Genomic DNA, 4,200 nt, shown 5'->3' with positions numbered 1-4,200 from the left:
GAAAGTTTTATTTAGTAACTACAGCAAAGTATCAACATACCCAGGGCTGTAAGGAATCAACATCCTGATATTCAAACAGTAGCCACCTTAAGGTGGCTTTTTTATGGGCGAAATATGACGACGACAATCATCAAAGGCCGCGGTAAAGGTGGCAGCAACCAGACCCGAACGCCCGTTGAAGCACCGGACAGCATTCAGTCCATTGCAAGGGCAAAGGTGCTGATTGCTCTTGGGGAGGGTGAGTTCGCCGGCGGGCTTGACGGTAAAAATATTTTTCTTGGTGACTCATCTTCATACACGCCTCTTCAGAACGACGACGGAAGTTATAACTTCAATAATGTGAAATATGAGTTCCGTTCCGGTACTCAGGACCAGGACTACATTCAGGGCTTCCCTGGCATTGAAAACGAACTTCAGGTTTCATATGAGCTGAAACAGGCTGTGCCGTACGTGCGCGCGGTATCCAACACGCAGCTCTCTGCGCTGCGAATTCGCCTGGGATGGCCAACTCTTTTACTCCAGAAAAACAACGGCGACAAAGTCGGCACCCGCGTCGAGTATGCTATCGATCTGTCGGTCGATGGCGGGCCGTATGAAACGGTGGTTAACGGTGCTGTTGATGACAAAACCACGTCGCTTTATGAGCGCAGTCACCGCGTCAATCTTCCGAAAGCCTCGACTGGATGGCAGTTGCGGGTTCGCAGAATCACGCCGGATTCCACGAGCGTGAATATCGTCGACACCATGCGCGTTGTGGCCGTTACTGAAATTATTGACGCCAAACTTCGCTACGTTAACACAGCGCTGCTGTATGTAGAGTTTGACGCAAAGCAGTTCCCTAATGGCATTCCTCAGGTTGTGTGCAATCCGAAAGGGCGAATCATCCGTGTACCTGATACCTACGATCCTGAAACCCGCACTTACTCTGGTACATGGGAAGGTGTTTTTAAATGGGCATGGACGGATAACCCCGCCTGGATTTATTACGACATCATTCTGAACGAGCGTTTCGGGCTGGGTCAAAGAATCGACGCGACACAGATAGACAAATGGGAGCTTTATCGCATCGCCCAGTATTGCGATCAGCTGGTACCAGACGGAAAGGGCGGCAGCGGGACGGAGCCGCGTTTTCGTTGCAACGTCTATATCCAGGACCGTAATGACGCCTGGACCGTACTCCGTGATTTGGCAGGTATTTTTCGCGGTATGACGTACTGGGGCGACAATAAGATGTATGTCCTCGCCGATATGCCCCGTGATGTGTGGCATATCTATAACCACGCCAGCGTGGTTGAGGGTAAATTTACCTTTGCGGACCCGAGTGAAACCACCCGAAACACCGCCGCACTGGTGAACTGGTCAGACCCGGCCAACCACTATAAAGATACGCCTGAGCCTGTTTACGATAACGATCTGGCCATGCGCTTCGATTATCGTCAGCTCGAAATGACCGCAATCGGCTGCACCAGGCAGTCAGAGGCAAACCGTCGGGGGCGCTGGGCGCTGCTTACTAACGGTATTGGCGAGGTGGTGACTTTCAGCACAGGCATGGACGTTCCCCCTGTCGGGGAAGTGATCGGCGTGGCCACTAATGAGCTTGCCGGAAGAACTATCGGCGGCAGGGTGAGTACGGTTAACGGCCGCAACATAACCCTCGATCGCGCCGCTGATGTGAAAGCCGGTAACCGTTTGTTTTTGAACCTGCCATCAGGAATAGCTCAGGCCAGAACCGTCCAGGCCGTTAAGGGAAACACAGTCACTGTCACCACACCCTACAGCGAAACGCCGGAGGCTGAATGTAACTGGGGTGTGGATTCTGACGATCTGTATATAGCGCTTTTCCGTGTTACGGGAACGCGGGACAACAACGACGGTACTTTCGAAGTCACCGGGACGACTTACAACCCTGACATCTATTCCGCCGTTGATACCGGGGCAAGGCTGGACGAGCGTCCGATCAGTGTCATCCCTCCAGGGGTTCAGGCACCTCCTGGTAATATTGTCGTTGACAGTTACTCTACGGTTAACCAGAACATTGCTGTTACCACCATGCGTGTTGCCTGGGATGCTGTTCAGGGGGCAGTTGCGTACGAGGCTGAATGGCGGCGTGACAGTGGCAACTGGATTAGTGTGCCCCGAACGTCTTCTCTCGGTTTTGAAGTGCAGGGTATCTACTCCGGACGTTATCTGGTGCGCGTCAGGGCGGTGAACGCCAGCGACGTTTCATCAGTCTGGGCAACATCAGCAGAAGTAAATCTTACGGGTAAAGTGGGCAATCCGCCGAAACCGGTCGGCTTCATCGCTTCCGATAATGTGGTATTCGGTATCGAGCTGAGCTGGGGATTCCCGGCGAACACCGACGACACGCTGAAGACGGAAATTCAGTACAGTCTGACCGGGACGGAAGACGATGCGATGCTGCTGGCAGACGTACCCTATCCGCAGCGCAAGTATCAGCAGATGGGCCTAAAGGCTGGGCAAATTTTCTGGTACCGCGCGCAGCTGGTGGACCGCAGCGGAAACGAATCAGGGTATACAGACTTTGTGCGCGGGCAGGCCAGCATCGATGTATCCGATATCACCGATGCAATCCTGGAGGACATGAAAGGCTCCGATACGTTCAAAGACTTGATCGAGAACGCGCTGGACAGCAGCGGAAAACTGGCAGAACTGGCTGATGCAATCAAAGAGAACGCAGACGGCCTTGCTGCTGCGGTTGGCTCGAACAAGCAGACCGCTGAAGCAATCATCGGAAACGCGCTGGCTATTGCCGATGTTGTCGTGCGCCAGACAGCCCAACAGGGCGCTAACTCTGCGACTTTCGAACAGCTCCGGGAGGTGATCGCTACTGAAACGGAGGCGCGCGTAACGGATGTTACGCGTCTTGAGGCAAAAACTGCGCAGAACGAGGCGGGAATTACCGAGGTAAGGCAGGCTCTGTCAGATGAAACTCAGGCAAGGGCTACTGCTGTTGATCAGCTCACTGCGAGTACTCAGGTCATTTCTGATAAAGCTGATTCGGCTTCGAGTAAAGCTGACGCTGCATCAGGTAAGGCAGATGCAGCTGAACAAGCCAGCTCGCAAAACACTGCTGATATCACCACGTTGCGACAGGTTGTCACCGACACGACTTCATCAATGGCATCCCGCCTGGAGGAGCTGGGAGCAAGAACCGATACTGCCAGCGGCGGCATCCAGAATAACGCTATCGCGCTAATAACGAGTACGCTGGCGCAGGTTGATCAGCGGGTGAGACTCAGTGCGCAGTACGGTGACAGCAAGGCCGGCATCGATCGTATTGATAACGTCATGGCAAGCGACAGGGAGGCAACAGCACGTTCGCTGCTAAGTTTGCAGACTGACGTGAACGGCAACAAGGCATCCATCAACAGCCTGAACCAGACGTTCTCCGATTATCAGCAGGCCACCGCCACGCAGATAAACGGCATCACGGCGACCATCAACGGGCACACTTCAGCGATCACCACCAACGCGCAGGCCATTGCGAACGTCAACGGCGACCTGAAGGCGATGTACAGCATCAAGGTCGGGTTATCCAGCAATGGTCAGCTTTACGCGGCAGGGATGGGGATCGGCGTGGAGAATACGCCGTCCGGCATGCAGTCGCAGGTTATCTTCCTGGCTGACCGCTTCGGCGTAACGCACCAGGCCGGAGCGACCGTTACGCTTCCTTTCGTTATCCAGAATGGGCAGACCATAATTCGGGACACGGTTATTGGAGACGGGACGATTGGAAACGCCAAGATCGGCAGCTATATCCAATCTTCAACCTGGGACGGTACCGGGAACGTTGGCTGGCACATCAACAAATCTGGCTACGCGACGTTTAACAACGTGACCGTTCGCGGCTCGATTTACGCCACAAACGGTAATTTTTCTTTCAATGGCTCCGGCAATACAACGGTGATTAATGGTAATGGCGTAACCATTAATATTCCGGGTGGCGGCCGCATCGTACTGGGGACGTGGACATAAAATGCCGACAGGACTACTGATAGAACTAAATGACGGCGGAAAGCGCATGGAGATAACTGCGGGCCTGCGATGCCCGTCGTTTGGGGCCTACTTTGACAGTGGCTACCAGAAAGCCAAATACGCTGATATTGCCGGTTATGTTTCCGGGGCGCAGGTGCTGTTTATCCCTCACGCGACGGCTTATCTTGATTCAGGTCTGCTTCA

General features: G+C 53.9%; 2 protein-coding genes. Both read left to right on the top strand.

Translation table 11 applies throughout. From position 1 onward, the window contains the following. Positions 1 to 114 precede the first annotated feature (114 nt). Positions 115 to 3,996: a phage tail protein gene (locus ACOTX5_RS26180; RefSeq protein WP_139003257.1), complete on the top strand. Its 3,882-nt coding sequence runs from the start codon at positions 115 to 117 to the stop codon at positions 3,994 to 3,996. 1 nt (position 3,997) lies between these two features. Beyond that, on the top strand, positions 3,998 to 4,200 hold a 203-nt coding region (locus tag ACOTX5_RS26175; RefSeq protein ID WP_421632512.1), incomplete at its 3' end, for a DUF6453 family protein.

Origin of the sequence: Enterobacter cloacae complex sp. IR5441 (genome assembly GCF_049238215.1) — a bacterium.
GTDB classification, from domain to species: Bacteria; Pseudomonadota; Gammaproteobacteria; order Enterobacterales; family Enterobacteriaceae; genus Enterobacter; species Enterobacter hormaechei_C.
Note: the sequence above shows the minus strand (reverse complement) of the source record. Positions and strands in the feature narration are given on the sequence as shown.